The organism is Ramlibacter tataouinensis (assembly GCF_027941915.1).
Lineage (GTDB): Bacteria > Pseudomonadota > Gammaproteobacteria > Burkholderiales > Burkholderiaceae_C > Ramlibacter > Ramlibacter tataouinensis_C.
This window is the reverse complement of record NZ_CP116009.1, coordinates 2,843,418-2,866,972: the sequence shown is the minus strand read 5'-3', so window position 1 is coordinate 2,866,972 and position 23,555 is coordinate 2,843,418. Positions and strand designations below refer to the sequence as shown.

The 23,555-nt window shown below is 71.2% G+C and carries 23 protein-coding genes and 1 tRNA gene; 16 read left to right on the top strand and 8 right to left on the bottom strand.

All coding sequences use genetic code 11. The features are described 5' to 3' along the window. Positions 1 to 9 precede the first annotated feature (9 nt). From mutY to mutM, 3 genes are read right to left on the bottom strand one after another with little or no spacing between them, the layout of a single operon-like run. Positions 10 to 1,047, bottom strand: coding sequence for an A/G-specific adenine glycosylase (gene mutY / locus PE066_RS13640; protein ID WP_271233079.1), 1,038 nt, complete (start codon positions 1,045 to 1,047; stop codon positions 10 to 12). After that, a complete protein-coding gene (locus tag PE066_RS13635) occupies positions 1,044 to 2,999 on the bottom strand; it encodes a dynamin family protein (protein WP_271233078.1) in 1,956 nt (651 codons plus the stop codon). Before PE066_RS13635 ends, mutY begins: the two co-directional genes overlap by 4 nt. Before the next feature lie 50 nt (positions 3,000 to 3,049). Continuing rightward, entirely contained in the window at positions 3,050 to 3,862 is an 813-nt protein-coding gene (mutM, locus tag PE066_RS13630) for a bifunctional DNA-formamidopyrimidine glycosylase/DNA-(apurinic or apyrimidinic site) lyase (RefSeq protein ID WP_271233077.1), read from the bottom strand. Positions 3,863 to 3,890: 28 nt separating this feature from the next. On the opposite strand from mutM, the gene PE066_RS13625 reads away from it, so the two are divergent. From PE066_RS13625 to PE066_RS13590, 8 genes are all read left to right on the top strand, one after another. Further along, positions 3,891 to 5,675 carry a tetratricopeptide repeat protein gene (locus PE066_RS13625; RefSeq protein WP_271233076.1) on the top strand — a complete coding sequence of 595 codons (1,785 nt, stop codon included), beginning with the start codon at positions 3,891 to 3,893 and terminating at the stop codon, positions 5,673 to 5,675. Further along, complete coding sequence (locus tag PE066_RS13620) at positions 5,672 to 6,169, top strand: outer membrane lipoprotein LolB (RefSeq protein WP_271233075.1); 498 nt, start codon at positions 5,672 to 5,674, stop codon at positions 6,167 to 6,169. The genes PE066_RS13625 and PE066_RS13620 overlap by 4 nt, the downstream gene beginning before the upstream one ends. Before the next feature lie 3 nt (positions 6,170 to 6,172). Next, positions 6,173 to 7,033, top strand: coding sequence for a 4-(cytidine 5'-diphospho)-2-C-methyl-D-erythritol kinase (gene ispE / locus PE066_RS13615; RefSeq protein WP_271233074.1), 861 nt, complete (start codon positions 6,173 to 6,175; stop codon positions 7,031 to 7,033). Positions 7,034 to 7,053: 20 nt separating this feature from the next. Beyond that, positions 7,054 to 7,130, top strand: a tRNA-Gln gene (locus PE066_RS13610). A gap of 105 nt (positions 7,131 to 7,235) precedes the next feature. Further along, positions 7,236 to 8,216 (top strand): ribose-phosphate pyrophosphokinase, encoded by a 981-nt coding sequence (locus PE066_RS13605; protein WP_271233073.1) that lies wholly within the window; start codon positions 7,236 to 7,238, stop codon positions 8,214 to 8,216. Positions 8,217 to 8,318: 102 nt separating this feature from the next. Then, positions 8,319 to 8,969, top strand: coding sequence for a 50S ribosomal protein L25/general stress protein Ctc (locus PE066_RS13600; protein WP_271233072.1), 651 nt, complete (start codon positions 8,319 to 8,321; stop codon positions 8,967 to 8,969). An 83-nt stretch (positions 8,970 to 9,052) separates the two neighbouring features. Then, positions 9,053 to 9,664, top strand: coding sequence for an aminoacyl-tRNA hydrolase (gene pth / locus PE066_RS13595; RefSeq protein WP_271233071.1), 612 nt, complete (start codon positions 9,053 to 9,055; stop codon positions 9,662 to 9,664). Positions 9,665 to 9,698: 34 nt separating this feature from the next. Then, complete coding sequence (locus PE066_RS13590) at positions 9,699 to 10,175, top strand: hypothetical protein (RefSeq protein WP_271233070.1); 477 nt, start codon at positions 9,699 to 9,701, stop codon at positions 10,173 to 10,175. On the opposite strand, the gene PE066_RS13585 is transcribed toward PE066_RS13590, so the two are convergent. Further along, positions 10,165 to 10,482, bottom strand: a complete 318-nt coding sequence (locus PE066_RS13585) for a YfhL family 4Fe-4S dicluster ferredoxin (RefSeq protein WP_271236575.1) — start codon at positions 10,480 to 10,482, stop codon at positions 10,165 to 10,167. The genes PE066_RS13590 and PE066_RS13585 overlap by 11 nt on opposite strands. Before the next feature lie 63 nt (positions 10,483 to 10,545). Between PE066_RS13585 and PE066_RS13580 the strand changes: the two genes are divergently transcribed. The 8 genes from PE066_RS13580 to PE066_RS13545 all read left to right on the top strand — a co-directional run bounded on the left by PE066_RS13580 (position 10,546) and on the right by PE066_RS13545 (position 19,273). Then, positions 10,546 to 11,496: an ABC transporter permease gene (locus PE066_RS13580; protein WP_271233069.1), complete on the top strand. Its 951-nt coding sequence runs from the start codon at positions 10,546 to 10,548 to the stop codon at positions 11,494 to 11,496. Next, positions 11,493 to 12,368 (top strand): ABC transporter permease, encoded by an 876-nt coding sequence (locus PE066_RS13575; RefSeq protein ID WP_271233068.1) that lies wholly within the window; start codon positions 11,493 to 11,495, stop codon positions 12,366 to 12,368. The genes PE066_RS13580 and PE066_RS13575 overlap by 4 nt, the downstream gene beginning before the upstream one ends. 5 nt (positions 12,369 to 12,373) lie before the next feature. After that, entirely contained in the window at positions 12,374 to 13,381 is a 1,008-nt protein-coding gene (locus PE066_RS13570; RefSeq protein WP_271233067.1) for an ABC transporter ATP-binding protein, read from the top strand. After that, a complete protein-coding gene (locus PE066_RS13565) occupies positions 13,378 to 14,199 on the top strand; it encodes an ATP-binding cassette domain-containing protein (RefSeq protein WP_271233066.1) in 822 nt (273 codons plus the stop codon). The genes PE066_RS13570 and PE066_RS13565 overlap by 4 nt, the downstream gene beginning before the upstream one ends. Positions 14,200 to 14,301: 102 nt before the next feature. Further along, complete coding sequence (locus tag PE066_RS13560; protein ID WP_271233065.1) at positions 14,302 to 15,798, top strand: ABC transporter substrate-binding protein; 1,497 nt, start codon at positions 14,302 to 14,304, stop codon at positions 15,796 to 15,798. A gap of 13 nt (positions 15,799 to 15,811) precedes the next feature. Continuing rightward, positions 15,812 to 17,251: an amidase gene (locus PE066_RS13555; RefSeq protein WP_271233064.1), complete on the top strand. Its 1,440-nt coding sequence runs from the start codon at positions 15,812 to 15,814 to the stop codon at positions 17,249 to 17,251. Then, on the top strand, positions 17,241 to 18,578 hold the full coding sequence (locus PE066_RS13550; protein WP_271233063.1) for a tetratricopeptide repeat protein: 1,338 nt from the start codon (positions 17,241 to 17,243) through the stop codon (positions 18,576 to 18,578). Before PE066_RS13555 ends, PE066_RS13550 begins: the two co-directional genes overlap by 11 nt. Further along, a complete protein-coding gene (locus PE066_RS13545) occupies positions 18,575 to 19,273 on the top strand; it encodes an alpha/beta fold hydrolase (RefSeq protein WP_271233062.1) in 699 nt (232 codons plus the stop codon). Before PE066_RS13550 ends, PE066_RS13545 begins: the two co-directional genes overlap by 4 nt. Positions 19,274 to 19,324: 51 nt before the next feature. On the opposite strand, the gene coaD is transcribed toward PE066_RS13545, so the two are convergent. The 4 genes from coaD to PE066_RS13525 form a co-directional block, all read right to left on the bottom strand. Beyond that, complete coding sequence (gene coaD, locus PE066_RS13540) at positions 19,325 to 19,831, bottom strand: pantetheine-phosphate adenylyltransferase (RefSeq protein WP_271233061.1); 507 nt, start codon at positions 19,829 to 19,831, stop codon at positions 19,325 to 19,327. Between the two features lie 36 nt (positions 19,832 to 19,867). Continuing rightward, on the bottom strand, positions 19,868 to 20,467 hold the full coding sequence (gene rsmD / locus PE066_RS13535; RefSeq protein ID WP_271233060.1) for a 16S rRNA (guanine(966)-N(2))-methyltransferase RsmD: 600 nt from the start codon (positions 20,465 to 20,467) through the stop codon (positions 19,868 to 19,870). A 263-nt stretch (positions 20,468 to 20,730) separates the two neighbouring features. Further along, positions 20,731 to 22,092 carry a M16 family metallopeptidase gene (locus PE066_RS13530; protein WP_271233059.1) on the bottom strand — a complete coding sequence of 454 codons (1,362 nt, stop codon included), beginning with the start codon at positions 22,090 to 22,092 and terminating at the stop codon, positions 20,731 to 20,733. Beyond that, a complete protein-coding gene (locus PE066_RS13525) occupies positions 22,089 to 23,540 on the bottom strand; it encodes a M16 family metallopeptidase (RefSeq protein ID WP_271233058.1) in 1,452 nt (483 codons plus the stop codon). The genes PE066_RS13530 and PE066_RS13525 overlap by 4 nt, the downstream gene beginning before the upstream one ends. Between the last annotated feature and the right edge of the window lie 15 nt (positions 23,541 to 23,555).

The following is a 23,555-nucleotide window of genomic DNA, read 5'->3' as shown; positions in this document are numbered from 1 at the left end:
GCCCGGTCTTCAGCCCTGCGAGAGCAGGCTTCGAACCGGCGCCGGCAGCCCCAGCGAAGGCCACTCCTCGCCGGCGAACCAGGCCCCCTCGCGCCCGCGCAGCGCGGCAGACGGCAGGTCCACCACCACCGGATGCAGGTGCAGGTCCCTGTGCGTGAGCACGTGCAGGAAAGCCGGCCGATCGTCCAGCCGGCGGCGGGCCGTGGCCGGCAGCGCCTCGGCCAGCGCCTCGCGCGAATCGAACACCGGCAGGCAGTACAGCCCGGCCCACACGCCCGGCACCGGGCGCTTTTCCAGCCAGACCGAGCCGTCCCTGGCGCGCGCCTGCAGCAGCCACAGCGCTTGCGAGCTGCGCCGCGTGCGCCGGCTCCGGACCGGGTAGCGTTCGGGCGCCTGCTCGCGGCGCGCGGCGCACATCGCCTCGAGCGGGCAGATCAGGCAGGAGGGCTTGCGCGCCAGGCAGACCGTGGCTCCCAGATCCATGAGGCCCTGGGTATAGGCCGGCATGTCGCCGCCCGACGCAGGCAGCAGTTCCCCGGCGCGCGCCCAGAGCGCGTTGACGGCAGCGGCTTGCGACAGGTCCTCGCCGAACGCCAGCACGCGGGCCAGCACCCGCTTGACGTTGCCGTCGAGGATGGCGGCCCGTTCGTTCCAGCAGAACGCGGCAATCGCCGCCGCCGTCGAGCGCCCGATCCCCGGCAGCTGCTCCAGCGACGCCGCGCTCGCCGGAAAGCGGCCGCCATGCTCGCCGACGACGACCTGCGCGCAGCGGTGCAGGTTGCGCGCGCGGCTGTAGTAGCCCAGGCCGCTCCACAGGCCCAGCACCTCGTCGAGATCGGCGGCGGCCAGCGCGGCGACATCGGGAAAGCGCTGCAGGAATCGCGGGTAGTAGGCCAGCACCGTGGCCACCTGCGTCTGCTGCAGCATCACTTCGGACAGCCAGACGCGGTAGGGATCCTGTGTGCCCTGCCACGGCAGGGCCTGGCGGCCATGCTGCCGCTGCCAGCGCACCACGCGGCCGGCGAAGTCGCGCGGCTGCGCGGTCATGCGCGTTGCAGTCGGGGAGGCTCGGCGGCTTGCGCCGGGGTGGCCACCAGGTGCTCGGTCAGCTCCAGCAGCTTGGCGTCGAGCGCATCGAGCGCGTCGTCCTGCGACTCGATCTCGCCGATGCGATCGTCCAGCCCGGTGGCAGCCTGCTGAATGCGCTCGATCGCCTCCAGCCGGCGGCTGAAATTGCGCCGCCGCTCGCGCAACTGGGCGTCGAGCTGGGCGGCGGCCGCCTTGTTCCACAGCTCCACCTCGGCCAGCGCCGACTCGTAGACGGCGCGCAGCCGCGTCGACAGCGCGCGCACCAGGCGATCGGCGAACTCGGGCTGGGCCAGTCGCAGCGCATGGCCCATGCCCAGGTACTGCTGGTGGCCGCGCTCGACCAGGTCGAGGTCGCGCTGGTAGCGCGCCAGGTCCGGCTCCTTCGGCGGCTGCAGCGAGAAGCCGTATTCGGCGTTCAGCTGGCGGAAGGTGCCGGTCAGCATGGACTGGATCTCGTCGCTGGTCGATTGCGCCTTGCGCAGGGCCTCGCGCAGGTGCTCGAAGGTGCGGGCGTAGGCGCGCTTGACGCCCAGCTTGATGCCGGGCTGGCGCAGCTCGTCGGTCAGCTGCCCCATCTGGTCCTTCAGCGACGCGGTGCCCAGCAGGTCGAACACCTCGCGCAGCAGCTTCAGGTGCACCGAGCGCACGGCATGGATGCGCGCGCCGCTGACGTCGAACTCGCGCTGTTCCTGCTCGATGCGCGAGCGCATGTGGCGGATCACCGAGGCATTCTTGCCGCGCAGCCCCTTGAGCTCCAGCGTCTGCTCGGCCAGGTCGCGCCGCCGGATGTTCAGCGCCCGGCCGGCCTCGGTGCGCAGCTCGGCGATGCCGGCCGCCACCGCCGCCCGCAGGATGCGCTGGCGCTGGCCCATGACCCCGTCGCTGAGCGCGTGTTCCAGCACGGGCAACTGGCTGGCGGCCAGCAGCGCGGCGTCGTCCTCGACCTTGGCCACCAGCGCCTTCTGTGCCGAGACCGGGATCACCTGGTTGTGCGGCAGGCCCAGGATGCCGGCCGAAGTGACGCGCTGGCGCTCGATCTGGGCCTGCACCTGCTGCGGAGTGCTCAGCGCATCCCACATCGTGTCGATCTTGTTGAGCACCACCAGCCGCGCGTGCGTGTCCTCGCCTTCGGGCAGCAGGTGCTCGCGCCAGATCGCCAGGTCGGACTTCGTGACGCCGGTGTCGGCGGCCAGGATGAACACCACCGCGTGGGCCTGCGGGATCAGGTTCACCGTGAGTTCCGGCTCGGCGCCGATCGCGTTCAGGCCCGGCGTGTCCAGGATCACCAGCCCCTGCCTGAGCAGCGGGTGGGCGATGTTGATCAGGGCGTGGCGCCAGCGCGGCACCTCCACCCGGCCGTCGGCGCCGACCATGGGGTTGTCGTCGGGCGCTTCGTCGTGCCAGAAGCCCAGCGCCCGCGCCTCGTCCTTGCTGACGTGGCGCACCTCGGCGACCTTCTCGAATGCCTGGGCCAGCTGCGCCGGGTCGTTCACGTCCAGGTCGACCCGGGTCCACTTCTCGGGGGCGAGCCGCCACTCCATCAGCGGCTGCGGCCGCAGCCGCGTCTCGATCGGCAGCAGGCGCAGGCAGGGCGGCACTTCGGCGTCGTAGCCCAGCTCGGTCGGGCACATGGTGGTGCGCCCGGCGCTGGCCGGCATGATGCGGCGCTTGTAGCCGGCAAAGAAGATGGCGTTGATCAGCTCGGACTTGCCGCGCGAGAACTCGGCGACGAAGGCCACCATGACCTTGTCGGAGCGCATCTGCACCTCGAGCCGGCGCAGGCGCTCCTCGACGGCGGCATCGAGCAGTTCATGGTCGCGCAGCCACTCGGCCAGCAGCTTCAGGCGCAAGGCGAACTCGCGCCGCCAAGCGGCGTGCTGATCGAACTGTTCGTTGAAGGAAGCGCCCACTGATCCCCCGTGTCGCTTGAATATAGCACCCGGACTCAGCCGTGGCAGTGTCACTTCTGGCACTTGCAGCAGTAGAAAGTGGCGCGCTGGCCCTGGCGGATGGCGCGCACCGGCGTGCCGCACTGCCGGCAGGGCTGGCCTTCGCGGCCGTACACCATGGCCTCGAGCTGGAAGTAGCCCGATTCGCCGTGGGCATTGGAGAAATCGCGCAGGGTGCTGCCGCCCTGGCGAACGGCGCGCGCCAGCACGTCGCGGATGGCGCCGTGCAGCTTCAGCGCCCGCGGGCGGCTGATGCGCGCCGCCGCGAGCGTCGGCCGGATGCCGGCCAGGAACAGCGCTTCGGACGCATAGATGTTGCCCACGCCGACCACCACGTCGCCGGCCAGCAGCACCTGCTTGATCGGCGCCGAGCGCCGCTGCAGCGCGGCGTGGAAGGCGGCCGGATCGAAGCCCTCGTCCAGCGGCTCCACCCCCAGCCCGCCCAGCAGCTTGATCGCCTCGGGCGACTCTTCCTGCGGCGCGTGCACCACGGCGCCGAAGCGCCGCGGGTCGTTCAGGCGCAGCACGCCGCGATCGGTGAAGAGGTCGAAGTGGTCGTGGATGCCGGCCTCGGGCGCATCGGGCGCGAAGCGCAGGCTGCCCGACATGCCCAGGTGCAACAGCAGCAGGCCCCGGTCCAGGTCCACCAGCAGGTACTTGCCGCGGCGGCGCACGCTGCGCACGATGCGCCCGACCAGTTGGCCGGGCTCGCAACCCAGTGGCCAGCGCAGCGGCTTGCCCAGCCGCACGCCCTCGATGCGGGCGCCCGCGATGCGGTCGGCAAAACTCAGGCGGGTGACCTCGACTTCCGGTAATTCAGGCATTGCGGCGGGCTGGGGGGCTTGGATTATTATGGTTTGGATGAATCGCAGCTCGCGCCTGGCTTGGGGCGCGCTCCTCCTGATTGCGCTGGCCCAGGCCGGCTGCGCACAAACCGGGCCTGCGGCGCCGCAAGCGCCCGCGCAAGCCGGCGCCGGACCCGCTGCATCCGAACCCGACCCCGTCAGCAGCGCCCTCGACGCCGAGCTGTTCTACCAGCTGCTGCTGAGCGAGCTGAACGCGCGCGGCCCGGAACCGGCGGCCGCCTTCTCGCTGATGCTGGATGCCGCGCGCAAGACCGATGACCCCGCGCTGTACCAGCGCGCCGTGGAGATCGCGTTCCAGAGCCGCGCCGGCGACGCCGCACTGCAGGCGGCGCGCGCCTGGAAGCAGGCCCACCCGGCGTCGCGCGACGCCAACCGCTACGTGCTGCAGATCCTGCTGGCGCTCAACCGGGTGCCCGAGGCCATGGAGCCGTTGCGCACCGAGCTGACCCTGGCGGGCGAGCGCGACCGCGCCGCCGTCCTCACCGCCATCCCGCGCCTGTTCGCCCGCGTCAGCGACAAGCCGCAGGCGGCCGCGCTGGTGGAGCAGGCCGTGCAGCCGCAGCTGGCCGATCCGGCGAGCGCCGCGGTGGCCTGGACCACGGTCGGGCGGATGCGACTGGCAGCAGGTGACAACACCGGCGCGCTGGTTGCGGCCCAGCTCGCGCAGGCGGCCGACGCGCAATCGGAAAGCCCGGTGCTGCTGGCCCTGGAGCTGATGGACCCGCGCCTGCCCCAGGCCGAACCGATCGTGCGCAAGTATCTGCAGGGGCGTGCCCTGCCCGAGCTGCGCATGGGCTATGCCCGCGCCCTGATCGACGCGCAGCGCTACACCGAGGCCGCCCAGCAGTTGCAGCTGGTCACCCGCGACAAGCCGGAGCTGGCGCAGGGCTGGCTCGCCCTGGGCACGCTGCAGGTGCAGGAAAGCCGCTTGAAGGATGCCGAAGCGTCGCTGAAGAAGTACGTGGAACTCGCACAGACCGAGGGTTCGGCGGCCGAGCGCAGCCGCGGGCTGGCACAGGCCTACCTGGCGCTGGCGCAGGTGGCCGAAAAGCGCCGCGACTTCGCCGCGGCCAACGCCTGGCTGGACCGCATCGACAACTCGCAGGACCTGGTGGCTGCGCAGAGCCGGCGCGCCTCCATCCTGGCCCAGCAGGGCCGTCTGGACGAGGCCCGCAAGCTGATCCATGCGCTGCCCGAACGCACGCCGCTGCAGGCTCGCGCCAAGCTGAGCGCCGAGGTGCAGCTGCTGCGCGAGCAGAAGCGCTACAAGGCCGCCTACGACCTGCTGGACAAGGCGATCGCCAAGGAACCGGGCGACCCCGACCTGCTGTACGACCAGGCCATGCTGGCCGAGAAGATGGACCGGCTGGGCGACATGGAGCGCCTGCTGCGCCAGGTCATGGCCGCCAAGCCCGACTTCCACCACGCCTACAACGCCCTCGGCTACTCGCTGGCTGATCGGGGCGTGCGGCTGCCCGAGGCGCGCCAACTGATCCGCAAGGCGCTGGAGTTCGCCCCCGGCGATCCCTATATCACCGACAGCCTCGGCTGGGTCGAGTTCCGCATGGGCAACCGGGCCGAGGCCCTGCGCATCCTGGAAGGGGCCTACAAGGACCGGCCCGACGCCGAGATCGCCGCCCACCTGGGCGAAGTGCTGTGGAGCATGGGCCAGCACGACAAGGCGCAGGCGATCTGGCGCGAAGGCCTGCTCCTGAACCGCGACAACGAGACGCTGCAGCAGACGATCAAGCGGCTGGGCGTCAAGCCATGAGTGGCGCTGGGCGGCGGCTCGCACTGGGGCACGGCCTGGCCGCGCTGGCCCTGCTGGCGGGCTGCGCCCAACTCGCCCCGGCCGTCATCCCGGCAAGCGAACAGCGAAGCGGCCGTCTCGCCCTGTCGGTCGAGGACCAGCCCGGCCAATCCTTCTCGGCGGCCTTCGAGCTGCGCGGCCGCCCGCAAGCCGGCGAGCTCACCCTCACCAACCCCCTGGGCGGCACCATCGCCGTGCTGGACTGGCAGCCCGGGCGCGCCATCCTGCGCCGGCCCGGTGCCGCGCCACAAGGGTATGCATCGATCGAGGCCATGCTCGAGCAGGCCACCGGCGCCGCCCTGCCGCTGGCTGCGCTGTTCGACTGGCTGGACGGCATGGCCACGCCGGTGCCGGGCTGGCAGCCCGACCTGTCGCAGCTGGGCGAGGGCCGGCTGCGCGCCCGCCGGCTGCAGCCGGCGCCGCAAGCCGACCTGCGCATCGTGCTGGACCACTGAGCCGTGAATTCCCTGTACGACGTGCCGGCGCCGGCCAAGCTCAACCTGTTCCTGCACGTGGTCGGCCGGCGCGAGGACGGGTACCACCTGCTGCAGTCGGTCTTCATGCTGATCGACTGGCACGACACCCTGCACTTCGAGCGGCGGCCGGGCGAGGCCCTCAGCCGCGAGGACATCGGCGAGCCGGTGCCGGCCGACGACCTCGTGCTGCGCGCCGCCCGCGCCCTGCAATCGGCCACCGGCTGTGGCCAGGGCGCGCACATCACGCTGGACAAGCGCTTGCCGGCCCAAGCCGGCATGGGTGGCGGCTCCTCCGACGCGGCCTCCTGCCTGCTGGCCCTGAACCGGCTGTGGAACACGGGCCTGGACCTGCCCGAGCTGGCCCGCATCGGCGTCGCGCTCGGCGCCGACGTGCCCTTCTTCCTGCACGGACGCAACGCCTGGGTCGAAGGCATCGGCGAACGAATCGCCCCGGTGGACCTGCCTTCCAGCCGCTTCCTGGTGGCCAAGCCACCGGCCGGCCTGGACACGGCAGCGATCTTTCGCGCACCCGATCTTCGCCGCGACAGCGGCGCTGCTATAATCTCTGGCTTTGCTGCAAACCCGCTGCAGTTCGGTCGCAACGACCTGCAGCCCGTGGCCCAGCGGCTGTGCCCCGATGTGGGCCTGGCGCTGGAATGGCTGGCCTCGCAGGGGCTGGCCGGGCGGATGACAGGCTCGGGCAGCGCGGTGTTCGCGCCGCTGCCGCCGGGCCATCAGGTTCCGCCGGCGCCGCCGGGCTGGCTGGTGCGGGAGTGCAGCAACATGGATGTCCATCCGTTGGCGGGTTGGGCTTCCAGCGACAGTTCATCGGTTGGCCGCTGATTGCAGCAGCCGACCCGTGTAGGGGAGTCGCCAAGTTGGTCAAGGCACCGGATTTTGATTCCGGCATGCGAGGGTTCGAGTCCTTCCTCCCCTGCCAAACCCTTTCGGGGCCGCAGCATTTTTTTTTGAGCGCCGGGCCATGACGGGCCCGGGCCGATCGACGAGAAAACCGGTGTCTGACGCCCCTCATTCCGCTTCGCCCATGCAGGCCCCCCTCCCGCACCCCGACTTCATGGTGTTCACCGGCAATGCCAATCCCGGCCTGGCCGCGGAGATCGCCGAGCACCTGGGCATCTCGCTCGGCGCAGCCAGCGTCGGCCGCTTCTCCGACGGCGAAGTCACGGTCGAGATCAACACCAACGTGCGGGCGCGCGACGTGTTCGTCGTGCAGTCCACCTGCGCGCCGACCAACGAGAACCTGATGGAGCTGCTGATCATGGTCGACGCGCTCAAGCGCGCCTCGGCCGAGCGGATCAGCGCCGTCGTCCCCTATTTCGGCTACGCCCGCCAGGACCGCCGCCCGCGCTCCTCGCGCGTGCCCATCTCGGCCAAGGTGGTGGCCAACCTGCTGCAGACCGTGGGCGTCTCGCGCGTGCTGACCATGGACCTGCACGCCGACCAGATCCAGGGCTTCTTCGACATCCCGGTCGACAACATCTACGCCTCGCCGGTGCTGCTGCACGACCTGCGCACCAAGAACTACGAGAACCTGATCGTGGTGTCGCCCGACGTCGGCGGCGTGGTGCGCGCCCGCGCGCTGGCCAAGCAACTGGGCACCGACCTGGCCATCATCGACAAGCGCCGCCCCAAGGCCAACGTCAGCGAAGTGATGCACGTCATCGGCGAGATCGACGGGCGCAACTGCGTGATCATGGACGACATGATCGACACCGCCGGCACGCTGGTGAAGGCGGCCGAGGTGCTCAAGGAGCGCGGCGCCAAGCAGGTGTACGCCTACTGCACGCACCCGATCTTCTCGGGCCCCGCCATCGAGCGCATCGCCAAGGGCACGGCGCTCGACGAGGTGGTGGTCACCAACACCATTCCCCTGACCGACGGCGCGCGCGGCTGCGGCAAGATCCGCCAGCTGAGCGTGGCCCCGCTGATCGCCGAGACGATCCAGCGCATCGCCCGCGGCGATTCGGTCATGAGCCTGTTTTCGGAACAGGAAAACCTGTTCTGAGACGCCGGCGCAAGCAGCGCCGGCAACCGAGCGGGCCCCAGCCGGGGCCTTTGTGAAACCGGCAGCACACTGGTCGCGGTGGCTGCCGCAACGGAGATTGAAATGAAATTCGTCGCTTTCGAGCGCAGCAAGCAGGGTACGGGTGCGAGCCGCCGCCTGCGCAACACCGGCCGCACGCCGGGCATCGTCTACGGTGGCGAGGGCCAGCCCCAGCTGATCGAGCTGGACCACAACGCCCTGTGGCACGCCCTCAAGAAGGAAGCCTTCCATTCCTCCATCCTCGAGATGGAACTGAATGGCAACGCCAGCAAGGTGCTGCTGCGCGACGTGCAGATGCACCCGTTCCGCCAGCTGGTCCAGCACATCGACTTCCAGCGCGTGGATGCCCGCACCCGGCTGACCATGAAGGTGCCGGTGCACTACGTCAAGGCCGAGGAATCGCAGGCCGTCAAGCTCGAGCACTGCGTCGTCACGCCGGTGATCTCCGACCTGGAAATCTCCTGCCTGCCCGGCGACCTGCCCGAGTTCATCGAAGTGGACCTGTCCGGCCTGAAGAAGGGCATGTCGCTGCACCTGGCCGACATCAACCTGCCCAAGGGCGTGAGCGCCGTCACCCACGGCAAGAAGAACCCGGTCCTGGTGTCGGTGATGGCCACCGCCGCCGAGGAATCGGCCGCCGAGGGCGAAGCCGCGGCAGCGGCGCCGGCCGCCGAAGCCAAGCCGGCGGCCAAGGAAGCCAAGGGCAAGAAGTAATCCCCTCACCTGGTGGAACCCGGCCCGCTTCGGCGGGCTTTTTCATGGGCGTTCGCCGCCGCGTTTGCCCTTAGGATCGAACGATGATCAAGCTGTTCGTCGGCCTGGGCAACCCGGGCGCCGAGTACGAGGGCACGCGCCACAACGCCGGCTTCTGGTGGGTCGACGCGCTGGCCCGCCAGCTCAAGCTGCAGCTGTCGCCCGACAAGGGCTACCACGGCCTGGTCGCGCGCGGCAACGTCGACGGCCGCACCGTCTGGCTGCTCGAGCCACAGACCTACATGAACCTGTCGGGCAAGTCGGTCGCGGCGCTGGCGCGCTTCTTCAAGATCGCCCCGCAGGAAATCCTGGTCGTGCACGACGAACTCGACGTTCCGCCCGGCCAGGCCCGGCTCAAGCTGGGCGGCAGCCACGCCGGCCACAACGGCCTGCGCGACATCCACGCCCAGCTGGGCACGGGCGACTACTGGCGGCTGCGCCTGGGCATCGGCCATCCGGGCGTGAAGTCGGAAGTGGTGGACTGGGTCCTGCGCAAGCCCGCGCCCGAGCAGCGTGACGCCCTGCTGGAGTGCATCGACCGCACGCTCAAGGCGGTGCCGGCGCTGCTGTCCGGCGAGATGGACAAGGCCACCCAGCTCGTGCACACCAGCAAGCCACCGCGGCCCAAGCCGCCGCGGCCGCCAGAAGCAGGCTGAAGACCTGCGGGCGCCACCTTCGAGGGAGGAGACCATGGGAGCAATCCAGGCAGCGCTCGCACTGTCGATGGCAGCCGCGTTGGCAGCCGCTCAGGCACAGCCCATCTACCGCTGCGGCGACAGCTACAGCCAGCAGCCCTGCGCCGGCGGCAAGGCGCTCGAGCCAGAGTCTGCGCCCACCGCGGCCGAGCGCAGGCAGGCCGCTGCCGCTACCCAGCGTGACGCCAGGCTGGCCGACAGCCTGGAAAGGGACCGTGTGCAGCGCGAGGCGCAGCCGGCTTCGCTCTATATCCCGCCGCCCAAGCCCGAAGACGCGCCCCACGCACACAAGTCGCCGGAAAAAAAGGCCACGCGCAAGCTGGACGTCTTCACCGCCAGCGCACCGGCAAGCAAGCCGCCCAAGGAGAAGCAGAAGAAGGGCAAGGGCAAAGGCAAGGGATCCGCCGGTGCGGACCAGCCGGCGCAGCCCGGCAGCGGCGCCGGCGCCGGCACCCTGGCGGTCAGGCGCTAGGAGGATTGCCGCCGGGGGCGGTGGCAACGGGCTGCGCGCCAGCGGGTTCGGGCGGGGCCGCCTGGGCCTGCAGGCGCCGGTACTTCTGCCACAGCGTCTCCCGATCCTCGACGTGCGCCGGGTCCACCGGAATGCACGCCACCGGGCAGACCTGCACGCACTGCGGCTGGTCGAAGTGGCCGACGCATTCGGTGCACTTCGCGGGATCGATCTGGTAGATCTCGGGGCCGAGCGAAATCGCCTCGTTCGGGCACTCGGGCTCGCACACATCGCAATTGATGCACTCGTCGGTGATCATCAAGGCCATGTTGTCGTCGTCCTGCCAGTCAAAAGCTCTCACCCCAAGGGTTCTGGCATTATCCGCGCCTTCATGAGCGTGTTCCTGTTCAAGCGCCTGATCACCCTGGTCGCAACCCTGTTTGGCGCTTCGGTCGTGGTGTTCCTGGTTCTGGAAATCCTGCCCGGCAATGCGGCCCAGATCCTGATGGGCCCCGATGCGTCGCCCGAGGCGGTGCAGGCCCTGGCGCACAAGCTGGGCATCGACCGGCCGCCGCTGGAGCGCTACTTCGACTGGGTCGGCGGCATGCTCACCGGTGACCTGGGCACCAGCTACGCCTACAGCACCCCGGTGTCGGAACTGGTGCTCGAGCGCCTGAGCCTGACCGTGCCGCTGGCGGTGATGGCGATGCTGCTCACCGCGCTGATCGCGCTGGCCGCCGGCGTCTATGCCGCCGCGCGCCACAACAAGCTGGGCGACGTGGGCGTGATGGGCTTGTCGCAGATCGGCATCGCGATCCCCAACTTCTGGTTCGCGATCCTGCTGATCCTGCTGTTCTCGGTGCACCTCAAGTGGTTCTCCGCCGGCGGCTTCCCCGGCTGGGAAGAGGGCATCCTGCCGGGCCTGCGGGCGCTGCTGCTGCCGGCGATCTCGCTGGCCGTGGTGCAGTCGGCCATCCTGGCGCGCTTCACCCGCTCGGCGGTGCTGGACGTGCTGCGCGAGGATTTCGTGCGCACCGCCCGCGCCAAGGGCGTGAGCGAGCGCGGCGCGCTGTGGGGCCACGTGCTGCGCAACGCCATGATCCCGGTGGTGACCATCATGGGCCTGCAGTTCGCCGAGCTGCTGGCCGGCACCATCGTGGTGGAAAGCGTGTTCTACCTGCCCGGGCTGGGCCGGCTGATCTTCCAGTCGATCTCCAACCGCGACCTGATCGTGGTGCGCAACTGCGTGATGCTGCTGGCGGCGATGGTGGTGATCGTCAATTTCGTGGTCGACGTGCTGTATGCCTCGATCGACCCTCGCGTGAAAGCCAGCGACATATGAGTGCCGTCCCCGTAGCCGCGGCGTCCCCCGCCGCCGGACCCGGCTTCTGGCGCCGCGCCCTGAGCCACCGCAGCTTCGTGATCGGTGCGGTGCTCAGCCTGCTGCTGGTGCTGGCCGCCGCGCTGTCGCTGGTGTGGACGCCGCACTCGCCCTACGACGTGGACATGTCGGCCAAGCTGCTGCCGCCGGGCCCCGGGTACTGGCTCGGCACCGACCCGTATGGCCGCGACCTGCTGTCGCTGCTGCTGGTGGGCGCGCGCGCCTCCATCGTGGTGGGCGTGGTCGCCGTCGGCATCGGCCTGCTGATCGGCACGGCGCTGGGCCTGCTCGCTTCGGCCAGGCGCGGCTGGGTCGAGGAAATCATCATGCGGGTGGCCGACTTCGGCTTCGCTTTCCCCGCGATCCTGTCGGCGATCATGCTGACGGCCGTGTTCGGGCCCGGCATGGTCAACGCGATCATCGCCATCGGCATCTACAACATCCCGACCTTCGCGCGCATCACCCGGGCCTCGGCCAACGCCATCTGGGCGCGCGAGTTCGTGCTCGCCGCCCGCGCCTGCGGCAAGGGCGCGTTCAGCATCACGATGGAGCACGTGCTGCCCAACATCCTGTCGGTGCTGATCGTGCAGGCCACCATCCGCTTCGCGATCGCCATCCTGGCCGAAGCGGCGCTGTCCTACCTGGGGCTGGGCACCCAGCCGCCGCAGCCGTCCTGGGGCCGGATGCTCAGCGAGGCGCAGACGCTGATGTTCCAGTCGCCGCTGCTGGCGGTGTTCCCGGGCGTGGCCATCGCCCTGGCGGTGCTCGGCCTGAACCTGCTGGGCGACGGCCTGCGCGACCTGTTCGACCCGCGCCTCGCGCGCAAGCGCTGACCGCCATGGCCCTGCTGGAAGTCAAGGACCTCACCATCGTGCTGCAGACGCAGCGCGGCCCGGCGCGCGCGGTGCGCGACGTGAGCTTCACGCTGGAGCGCGGCCAGACCCTGGGGCTGGTCGGCGAATCGGGCTGCGGCAAGTCGATCACCGCCATGTCGCTGATGGGGCTGCTGCCGGAACACTCGAAGGTGGCGGGCAGCATCCGCTTCGAGGGCCGCGAACTGGTCGGCCTGCCCGAGCGCCAGCTGTGCGAGCTGCGCGGCGACCGCATCGGCATGATCTTCCAGGAGCCGATGACGGCGCTCAACCCGGTGCACAGCATCGGCCGCCAGGTGGCCGAGCCGCTGCGGCTGCACCGCGGCATGTCGGCCGCGGCGGCGCGCAAGGAGGCGATCGCCCTGCTCGACCGGGTCGGCATCCCCGACGCCGCGCGCCGCATCGATGCCTACCCGCACCAGTTCTCGGGCGGGCAGCGCCAGCGCATCACCATCGCCATGGCGCTGGCCTGCGGCCCCGACCTGCTGATCGCCGACGAGCCCACCACCGCCCTGGACGTGACCATCCAGCAGCAGATCCTGGACCTGATCCGCGAACTGGTGGCCGAACGCGGCATGGCCATGATCCTGATCTCGCACGACCTCGGCGTGGTGGCGCAGAACGTCTCGCGCATGCTGGTGATGTACGGCGGCTCGGTGGTCGAAAGCGGCGCCACCGGCCAGGTGTTCGCCAACCCCTCGCACCCCTACACGCTGGGCCTGTTCGGCGCCCGCCCCCGGCTCGGCGGGCCGCGCGGCGAGCGGCTCGTCACCATCCCGGGCACCGTGCCCGAACTGGTCGACCTGCCGGGCGGCTGCCCCTTCGCCGGCCGCTGCGGCTGGAGCCGGCCCGAGTGCCACGTCACCGTGCCGGCGCCCCGCGAAGTCGGGCCGGGCCAGCAGGCCCGCTGCATCCGCCTGGATGCCGTCGCGGCCGACAAGGCCGCCGCCCTCGCCAAGGAGCCCGTGGCATGAGCGCTCCCCTGCTGCAGGTCGAGAACCTGGTTCGCCACTACACGATGCCGCGCGAGAAGCTGCTCGGGCCCCCGCCCGTGGTGCACGCGCTCAATGGCGTGAGCTTCACCATCCAGGCCGGCCGCAGCCTGGGCATCGTCGGCGAATCCGGCTCGGGCAAGTCCACGCTGGCGCGGCTGGTGATGACGCTGGACCGGCCGACCTCCGGCCGGGTGCTGCTGGAGGGGCAGGACCTGCATGCGCTGGCGCCGGCCGAGCTGCGCCGGGTTCGGCGCGACTTCCAGATGGTGTTCCAGGACCCCTACGGCTCGCTCGACCCGCGCCAGACGGTGGAGCGCATCGTGGCCGAACCGATCAGCGCGCAGGGCGGCACGACCGCGGCGGAGCGGCGCGAGCGCGCCGCCGAGGCGCTGGCCTCGGTGGGGCTGCGCACCAACGACCTGGGCAAGTACCCGCACGAGTTCTCCGGCGGCCAGCGCCAGCGCATCGCGATCGCCCGCGCGCTGATCACGCGGCCGAAGCTGATCGTGGCCGACGAGCCGGTCAGCGCGCTGGACGTCTCGGTACAGGCGCAGGTGCTCAACCTGATGCAGGACCTGCAGCAGCAGTTCGGCGTCACCTACATGCTGATCAGCCACGACCTGGCGGTGGTCAATCACCTGTGCGACGACGTGGCCGTGCTGTGGCAGGGCCGCATCGTCGAACAGGGCCCGCCGGCCCGGTTGTTCCATGCCGCCGAGCACCCCTACACGCAGGCGCTGCTCGATGCCGTGCCCAAGGCCGAGCCGCCCCACATCGCGGCCGCCGCATCATCCTGAGCAACCCCAATTGCCTTGCGTCGCGGATGTCGGGGATGATGCGATGCACTCTGCAGTGGGCCCGCGCCCGCCCCGTTTCCTGACCTTCCCTGGAGAACAAACATGCTGAATCGACGGACCGTCCTTTCCTCCGCCGCGCTGGCGGCGCTGCCGCTGGCCCTGCCCGAACTCGCGCTGGCCCAGAGCCGCAAGGACTCCATCGTGCTGGCCATGGCGCTGGAGCCGAGCCCGGGCCTGGACCCCACCGGCGGCGCCGCCTCCTCCATCGCGGAAGTCACCCTGTACAACATCTACGAGACGCTGACCAAGATCCACCCGGACGGCAGCGTCACGCCGCTGCTGGCCGAGAGCTGGGAGGTCTCGCCCGACCTGACCACCTACACCTTCAGGCTGCGCAAGGGCGTGAAGTTCCACAACGGCGAGCCGTTCAACGCGCAGGCCGTCAAGTTCTCGTTCGACCGCGCCGGCGGCGACAAGAGCACCAACAAGGACAAGCGCACCTTCGCCGCCCTCACCACCCGCGTGGTCGACGACCACACGGTGGTGATCCTGACCAAGGAAATCGACCCCGACTTCCCGTTCCTCATGGGGCAGGCCACGGCCATCATCGTCGAGCCCAAGAGCGCCGACACCAATGCCACCAAGCCCACCGGCACCGGCCCCTACCGGCTGGAGAACTGGGTCAAGGGCTCCTCGGTCACGTTGTCCAAGTGGGACGACTACCGCAACGCCGCCAACATCAAGCTCAAGCGCGCCACCTTCCGCTTCATCGCCGACCCGGCGGCGCAGGTCGCCGCGCTGCTGGCCGGCGACGTCGACGCCTTCCCGCGCGTGACGCCGCGCAGCGTCGAGCAGTTCAAGGGCAACCCGCGCTTCCAGGTGGTGGTGTCGGGCTCGCGCGCCAAGACCATCCTGGCCATCAACAACAAGAAGAAGCCGTTCGACGACGTGCGCGTGCGCCGGGCGGTGAACATGGCCATCGACAACAAGGCGGTCATCCAGGGCGCCGGCGACGGCTACGGCGTGCCGATCGGCAGCTACTACCCGCCCAGCGCGCCCGGCTACGTGGACCTGACCAGCGTCAACGCCTACAACCCGGACCGCGCCCGCGCGCTGCTGAAGGAAGCCGGCGTGACCGGCCCGATCGAGGTCACGATCACGCTGCCGCCGCCCCCCTACGCGCGCCAGGGCGGGGAGGTGATCGCCTCGCAGCTGTCCAAGGTCGGCATCAACGCCAAGCTGCAGAACGTGGAATGGGCGCAGTGGCTGTCCAACGTCTACGGCGGCGCCCACAACTACGACATGACGATCATCTCGCACGTCGAACCCTTCGACCTGGGCAACTTCGCGCGGCCGGGCTACTACTGGAACTACCAGTCGCCCAAGTTCAACGACCTGTACGGCAAGTACAAGGGCACGGCCAACGCCAAGGAGCGCACGAAGCTGCTGGGCGAGATCCAGCGGCTGGTCGCCGACGACGCGCCGATGGGCTTCCTCTACCAGCCGCAGTGGGTCACGGTGGCCAGCAAGGACGTCAAGGGCCTGTGGAAGGACATGCCGATCTTCTGCAACGACCTGTCGTCCCTGTCCAAGGCCTGACCGGAGTCCGCGCATGTCGAAGCAGTCCCAGGGCCATGCGCTGCATGAACTCACGGCCACCGAACTCGTAGAAGGCTATCGCCGGGGCGATTTCTCCCCGGTGGAAGCCACCCGCTCCGTGCTCGGCCACATCGAGCGCTGGGAGCGCCACCTGCATGCGCTGTACCTGCTGCGGCCCGAGCGGGCGCTGGAGCAGGCGCGCGCCAGCGAGGACCGCTGGCGCCGCGGCGCGCCGCTGGGCCCGATCGACGGCGTGCCGCTCACGCTCAAGGACAACATCGCCACCGAGGGCGATCCCATGCCGCTGGGCACGGCGGCGGTCGAGCCGGTGGCGATGCCGGCCGACGCGCCGCCGGCCGCACGGGTGCGCGAGGGCGGCGGCGTGCTGGTGGCCAAGACCACCATGCCCGACTACGGCATGCTGTCCTCCGGCCTGTCCAGCTTCCACGCGCTGGCGCGCAACCCCTGGGACCGCAGCAAGACGCCCGGCGGCTCCAGTTCCGGCGCCGGCGCCGCGGCGGCGGCCGGCTACGGGCCGCTGCACGTGGGCACCGACATCGGCGGCTCTCTGCGCCTGCCGGCCGGCTGGTGCGGCATCTTCACCCTCAAGCCCAGCCTGGGCCGCATCCCGATCGACCCGCCCTACATGGGCCGCGCCGCCGGGCCGATGACCCGCACCGTGGCCGACTCGGCCCTGTTCATGCAGGTGTTGTCCGGCGCCGATGCGCGCGACAGCATGAACCTGCCCTGGCAGGACATCGCCTGGCAGGACGCGGACGCCGGGCCCGAGCGCCTGAAGGGCCTGCGCATCGGCCTGCTGCTGGAAGCCGGCTGCGGACTGGCGGTGCTGCCGGAAGTGCGCGCCGCCGTCGAGCGCGCCGCACGCCTGTTCGAGCGCGCCGGCGCCATCGTGCAGCCGCTGCAGCCGTTCATGACCCAGGGCATGCTGGACGGCATGGACCACTTCTGGCGCATGCGCTCGTACCTGGACATGAAGGCGCTGCCGCCGGCGCGCAAGGCCAGTGTGCTGCCCTACATCCAGCAATGGGGCGACAGCGCCGCCGGCATGAGCGGCGAAGCCGTGTTCAAGGCCTTCAGCCAGTTCCATGCGACGCGCGTGGCGGCGGTGAACGCCTGCCGCGCCTTCGACTACGTGATCTCGCCGACCTCGCCGGTGCCGGCCTTCCCGGCCGAGCTGCCCTCGCCCACCAACGACCCGCTGCGGCCGCTGGAGCACATCGGCTTCACGGTGCCGTTCAACATGTCCGAGCAGCCGGCGGCGTCGATCAACTGCGGCTACACCTCGGACGGCCTGCCGATCGGCCTGCAGATCGCCGGCCAGCGCTTCGACGACCTCGGGGTGCTGCAGGTGTCGCGCGCCTTCGAGCAGATCCGCGAGCCGCAGCGGCCCTGGCCCCAGCCGCCTTCCGAGGCGCTGGACCATGTCGACTGACGCGCTCGGCAATCCGGTCACACTCGAAGCCGGCGGCGCCGCACTGGCGGCGCTGGACGATTTCGTCCTGGGCTTCATCGCCAGCGAGGCGCGCGCGGTCAACGTACTGTCGGCGGCGCAGGACCCGTCCCCCATCGTGCAGGCCAGCATCGCGGCAGTGCACATGTTCGCCGAATCGCCCGCGGCGCCAGCCAACGCCCGCCCCTTCATCGGCCAGGCGCTGGCCGGCGCCGCCCGTGCCACGCCGCGCGAGCAGCGCTTCATCCAGGCGGTCGCCGCCTGGGTGGAAGGCGATGTGCCGCGCGCGATCCGGCTGCACGAGGAGCAGGCGCGCGAGCACCCGCGCGACCTGGCCTCGCTCAAGCTGGGCCAGTACCACCTGTTCAACCGGGGCGATTCGCCCGGCATGCTGCGGCTGGCGCTCGCCGCGCTGCCGGCGGCCGGCGACGTGCCCTACCTGCATGGCATGCTGGCCTTCGGCTGGGAGCAGTGCCACGGGCTGGAGCAGGCCGAAACGCACGCGCGCCGCGCCATCGCGATGTGCCGCAAGGAGCCCTGGGCCCACCATGCGCTGGCCCACGTGATGCTCACCCAGGGGCGCCTCAGCGAAGGCCATGCGTTCCTGCAGGACGTGAGCGACACCTGGCAGGGCCTGAACTCGTTCATGGTGACGCACAACTGGTGGCACCAGGCGCTGTTCGCGCTCGAGCTGGACCGCGTCGACGAGGTGCTGCAGCTGTACGACCGGCAGGTCTGGGGCGTGGCGCGGGACTACAGCCAGGACCAGGTCAATGCCGTGTCGCTGCTGGCGCGCCTGGAGCTGGCCGGCATCGACGTGGGCGGTCGCTGGCAGGAACTGGCGGACGAACTGGCGCCGCGCACGGCCGACCAGGTGCTGCCCTTCCTCGACCTGCAATACCTGCTGGGGCTGGCGCGCGCGGGCCGGCCGCAAGCCGACACGCTGCTGCGCAACATCGAAAGCCATGCCGCCGCGGCGCCGCCGCCCGAGCGCGCAACCTGGCAGGACGTGTGCGTGCCGGCGGCGCGCGGCCTGCTGGCCTGGGCGCGCGGCGAGCACGAGCCGGCGGCGCGCGAGCTCGGGCAGGCCCTGCCCCGCATGCTGGAGGTCGGCGGCAGCCACGCCCAGCGCGACCTGTTCGCGCAGATCCACCTGGATGCGCTGGTGCGCAGCGGCCGCCTGGGCGGCGCCCAGAACTTGCTGCAACCCCAGCTGCGCCAGCAGCCCGAATCGCGCCGCCTGCGCCGGCAGGCCGCGCAGCTGTATGCCGCCCTCGGCCTGGCCGACGCGGCGGCCCATTTCCTATGACCCTGATCCTGCTGCCCGGCCTGGCCGGCAACGAAGCCATGTGGCGCGACCAGCTCGCCGCGCTGGCCGATTTCCGTCCCCGCGTGAGCGACGCCCACATGCGCCACGACACGCTGCCGGAGATGGCCGCCGCCCTGCTGGCGCGCCACCCCGGCGAACTGGTGCTGTGCGGAGCCTCGATGGGCGGCATGGTGGCGATGGAGGCGGCGCGCCAGGCGCCGGCACGCGTCCGCGGCCTGGCCCTGCTGGGCACCAGCGCCCGGCCCGAGGACGACGCCATGCGGGCCGTGCGCGAGAAGGCCATCGCGCTGTTCGCCCAGGGCCGCGCCCGCGAGGTGATCGAGCCCAACGTGGCGATGGCGTTCCACCCCGACCGGGCCACGGACACCGAGCTGGCGGCGCGCTACCTCGACTTCGTGCTGGAGGCCGGTGCCGCCCAGCTGATCCGCCAGAACCGCGCCGTCATGGACCGCCCCGATGCGCGCGTCCACCTGCCCGCGCTGCGCTGCCCGGTGCTGGTGATGTGCGGCGAGGACGACCAGCTCACGCCGGCCGAGCTGTCGCGCGAAATCGCCGCGCTGGCCCCCGGCGCGCAGCTGGCGATGGTGCCGCGCTGCGGCCACATGCTGACGATGGAACAGCCGGACGCCGTCAACCGCGAGCTGCGGCGCTGGCTGAAGACGGTGCTGGCCTAGGCGCGCGCCGTTCAACGGTCCGCCGAGGCTGCGGACCGCGTGCGCTCCGGCTCAAGACCCGCCGAGGCTGCGGACCTTGTCCACCAGGCGCTGCTGCACGGCGGGCGAGACGAACTTGTCGACCTCGCCGCCCAGCACCGCAATCTCGCGCACGAAGGTGCTGCTGATGAACTGGTACTTGTCGCTGGGCGTGAGGAACACCGTCTCCACGTCCGGCATCAGGCTGCGGTTCATGCCGGCGAGCTGGAACTCGTAGTCGAAGTCGGTCACGGCCCGCAGGCCGCGCACCATGGCCTTGCCGCCGCGCGCGACCACGAAGTCGCGCAGCAGGCCCGAGAAGCTCTCCACCTCCACCTGCGGGTAGGCCTGGACGGCCTCGCGCGCCATCTCGATGCGCTCGGTCAGGGTGAACATGGCCTTCTTGTGGTGGCCGGCAGCCACCGCCACGATCACTTTCTCGAACAACTGGGTGGCGCGCCGAACCACGTCCTCATGGCCCAGGGTCATGGGGTCGAAGGTGCCGGGATAGACGGCGATCACGGGATGGGAGGGGACCATGGGCGCTGCAGGGGACGGGATGACAACCGCCGGGCATTATGCGGCCGGGCCGGCCCCCCGCCCGAAGAGGTGGGCATGGACGGCCCCGGCCTTGAGGTGGCGGCGCAGTTCCAGGCCGGCCTGGGCCGCTTGCGCTTCGCTCCAGGCCGCGGGCGCCTCCAGGTAGACCAGACCGCCCGGCGCCAGCGTGGGCACGGCTGCTGCCAGGGCCCGGTCGAACAGGTCGCCGTCGAACGGCGGGTCCAGCAGGACCAGGTCGAGGCCGGCGCCGGCCAGCTCCGCCAGCACCGCCATCGCGTCGCCACGGCGCACCTGCACCGCATCCGCCGACAGCCGCTGCTTGAGCTGGCGCAACCGCTCCACCAGCTGCGGGTCCTGCTCCACCAGCAGGACCTGCACCGCCCCGCGCGAGGCGGCCTCCAGCCCGAGTGCGCCGGTGCCGGCAAAGGCGTCCAGGCAGCGCCAGCCGCTCAGGTCCTGGCCCAGCCAGTTGAACAGGGTCTCGCGCACCCGGTCGGGCGTGGGCCGCAGGCCGGGCTTGTCGGCCACCGGCAGGCGGGTGCGTTTCCACAGACCGCCGACGATGCGCACCTCGTGCGGGGAGCGGCTGGGGGCGGCGGGACGGGCTCGGGCCATGTCCCGAGCTTACGTGAGGCGTGAGGTCGAAAGCGGCGGCGGGAGGCAGCGACCGGCAGCACTCGAAGCGCCGCCCCAAGAAAAGAACGGCGCGGCACCGGGGGGTGCCGCGCCGAAATAACCTCTCTGTACTTGCGGCCCGTGTCGTCTCGGCCGGCCTTTCGAGTCCCTTTGTGACAGCGGGTGGCGCATTGTTCGGCAATTGCCGCAGCCACACCCGCCGGACCCTGTCAGAGTTGACAGGGGTCCCCGGCTCGCCCGGCTCAGGGTTTGGCGCCCACCGTCACCGTCACGACCCGGGCGGGGTCCAGCTTGCGCTGCAGCGCCGCGCGGACGTCCGCGGCCGTGACGCGGGCGATGTGGGCGGTCCAGGTATCCAGGTAGTCGAGCGGCAGGCCGTGCCAGGCGATCGCCGCCACGTTGCCCAGCAGCTTGGCGTTGCTGTCGATGCGCAGGGGAAAGCCGCCGATCAGGTAGTCCTTGGCCGCCTTCAGCTCGGCCTGCGTCGGCCCCTCGGCCACGTACCGGGCCAGCACCTCTCGGGCCACCGCCGTCGCCTCGGCGGCCTGGTCGGGCCGGGTCTGCAGCCCGATGGTGAACGCGCCGGCATGCAGGCCCGGCGAGAAATAGCTGTAGGCGCCATAGGACAGGCCCCGTTTCTCGCGCACCTCGGTGGACAGCCGCGAGACCAGCCCGCCGCCGCCCAGGATGTAGTTGCCCACCACCAGCGCGAAATGGTCGGGGTCGCTGCGCTTGTACCCCGGCTCGCCGATCAGCACGTGGGCCTGCGCCGAATCGAAGGGAATCGCCACGGTGGCCGGCGCCGCCAGTGGCGCGACCTCGGGCACCGGCGGCAGCGGCGGGCAGCCGGCGGCCGGTTGCGGCAGGCGGGCCAGCATCCGCGCGACGATCGCGTCAGCCCGGGCCCGGTCGACATCGCCGACCACGCTGACCTTGGCGCGGCAGGGCAGGACGTGGCCAGCGAAGAAGCGGCGCATGTCCTCGACGCCGAATGCCGCCAGGGTCGCTCCGGTCACTTCGGCGCCGTAGGGGTGGCTGCCGTAGACGGCGTGGTCGAAGGCCTTGGCGGCGACCGTGCCGGGCCGGGTGTTGGCCTCGCGGATCGCCGCCGACATGCGCTGGCGGTCGCGCTCCCAGACGGCGGCGGGAAAGACCGGTTCGCCGAACTGGCGGGCGGCCAGTTCGATGGCGCGGTCCAGCAGGGCCGGGTCGCTGAGCGAGCGCAGGCTGAAGCTCATGCGGTCGCTGCCGGCTTGGCCGCCGAAACCGGCGCCCAGGTCGGCCCAGGCCTCGCTGACCTGGTTCTCGTCCAGCGCCGGCTGGTCGCCATGGGCCCGCACGCCCTTGCCGCTCATCGAGGCGGTCACGCTGGCCAGCCCGGCCTGGCCGGCCGGATCGCGTCGGCCGCCGGCGTCGAAGTCGACCTGGATATCGACCATGGGAATGCCGCGGCTCTCCACCAGGTACACCTGGGCGCCGCTGGGCTGCTGCCAGTGCTGGATGGGGATGGCCGCCCGCGCGGCGACAGCGGCCGCCAGCAGCGACAGCGTGGCCAGCAGGCGCAGCCACGCCGAAATGCGGCCCGTCGCCGATGCGGTGCTCATTGCACGTCCCCTCCATGGCGCGAGCCCGTCGGCGGCGCCCGCTTCGGTTCGGCGGGATCGCGCGGCAGCGGCCGCAGGATGCCGACGGTGAGCTGGTCATCGCCGAAGAAGCGCTGCGCCACCGACTGCACCTGCGCTGCCGTGACCGCCTTGAGCCGTGCCATCAGGCGCTCGCTGGCGTCCAGCGGCAGGCCCAGCGCCCAGAAGCTGCCCAGCTCGCGCGCCTGGGCGAACACCGAATCGCGCTTGTAGACCTCGGCGGCGACCCAGCGCGTCTTGACCCGCTGCAGCTCGTCCTCGGTGACGCCTTCGCGCGCCACCCGGGCCACCTCGGCCCGCAACGCGGCTTCGACCTGCTCGGGCGTCTTGCCGGCGGCCGGCACGCCATCGAGCGTGAACGTCTGCGGCCCCCGGCCCCACAGGCCGTTGTCGGCGCCGACGCTGTCGGCCACGCGGTCGGGGCCCTGCGTCAGCGCGCGGTCCAGGCGCGCGCCGCGGTAGCCGTCCAGCACGGCGGCCAGCACCGTGAGGGCGACCGCATCGTCGGCCGCCGCGCTGGCTTCGAAGCTGCGCAGTTGCGGCACCTTGAACGACAGGGCCACGTACGACTGCTCGGCCGGCGCCTTGTGCTCGACGCGGCGGATGCCGGCCTGCACCGGCTCCTCGCGCGGCTTGCGCGGCGGCACGGCCCGCGCCGGGATGCTGCCGTAGTGTTTCTGCGCCAGCCGCAGCACCTGCTGGGGATCGACGTCGCCGGCCACCACGACGACGGCATTGGCCGGCACGTACCAGCGGCGATAGAACTCGCGCGCATCCTGCGGCGTCATCGCCTCCAGGTCGCTGGCCCAGCCGGAGACCGGCCGCCGGTAGGGCGAGACGGTGAAAGTGACCGCATCCAGCACCTCGTGCAGCATGGCACGCGGCGAGTCGAGGATGCGCAGGCGCCGCTCTTCCTTGACCACTTCGAGCTCGCGCCGGAACTCGTCGTCCGGCCAGCGGTTGTGGGCGAAGCGGTCGGCCTCCAGCCGCATCACCTCCTCCAGCCGGTCGGCCGGGATCTGCTGGTGGTAGCCGGTGTAGTCGCGGCCGGTGAAGGCGTTCTCGCGCCCGCCCATGGCGGCGATGCGGCGCGAGAACTCGCCCGCGGCCAGCTTGTCGGTGCCCTTGAAGAGCATGTGCTCGAGCACGTGGGCAACACCACTGGTGCCGTCGGTCTCGTCCATGGCGCCGACGCGCAGCCAGACCATGTGCACGGCCGTCGGTGCGCGGTGGTCGGGCTTGACGATCAGCGTCATGCCGTTGACCAGCTTGAACTCGACCGGCACGGCCGCCGCCCGGGCCGCAGGGCCGACGGGGGCGGCCTGCGGCGCTTGCGCGGGAGCGGGGCCGGCCGCCAGGAGCAGGGCGGCCCAGCCGGCCGCCACCGCGCATCGCAGAAGCTGTTTCATAGAATCCACTGATTC